This window comes from Streptomyces sp. P17, from assembly GCF_032436805.1.
Classification (GTDB): domain Bacteria; phylum Actinomycetota; class Actinomycetes; order Streptomycetales; family Streptomycetaceae; genus Streptomyces.
The window spans coordinates 1-488 of sequence record NZ_JAVRBF010000311.1; the positions used below are offsets into that span (position 1 = coordinate 1).

A 488-nucleotide genomic window follows, 5' to 3' on the forward strand; every position below is an offset into this window, starting at 1 on the left:
TTCTGCCGATGCAGAAATTGAACCTTCAGGAACAAGCTGAAGCGGCTCGTGCACAGACACTCGACGCACGAACTGATGGACAGCCCGTTAAGGGTTCTATAGGAAAGCAGAAAGAACTGCACGCACAGCAGATCATCAGCTTCCAGCGTGATGCTGAAGTGAAGGCCGCAAAGCTTTTCACAGATGCATGGATCACACAGAAGACCATTGATGAAGGTCTGCTTGCACCCCCCGGCTTCCAGAATGCGTCTGTTGATCAAATCTTGACTAACCTCAAGATTAAGAATGGCTTCTAGTAAGTCGGTAATTACCGTGGTAATAGGGAGGGGGAGTTTGGATACTCCCCTTTTATTTTATGGGTCTGTTCTCGTCTAAAAAGATCACTTACGTAGATAGCTCTGCCTACAACATTGCAGGCGATTATCACGAACGTACTAACTATATGAAGACCATTGTTACCGCTGCCACGACTGGCTATGGTGCATCCC

Annotated in this window: 1 protein-coding gene; it reads left to right on the top strand. The window is 47.5% G+C overall.

The window, feature by feature from the left end:
* Positions 1–296: hypothetical protein (locus RMT89_RS41035; protein WP_315888849.1), on the top strand; the 296-nt coding region annotated here is incomplete at its 5' end.
* Between the last annotated feature and the right edge of the window lie 192 nt (positions 297–488).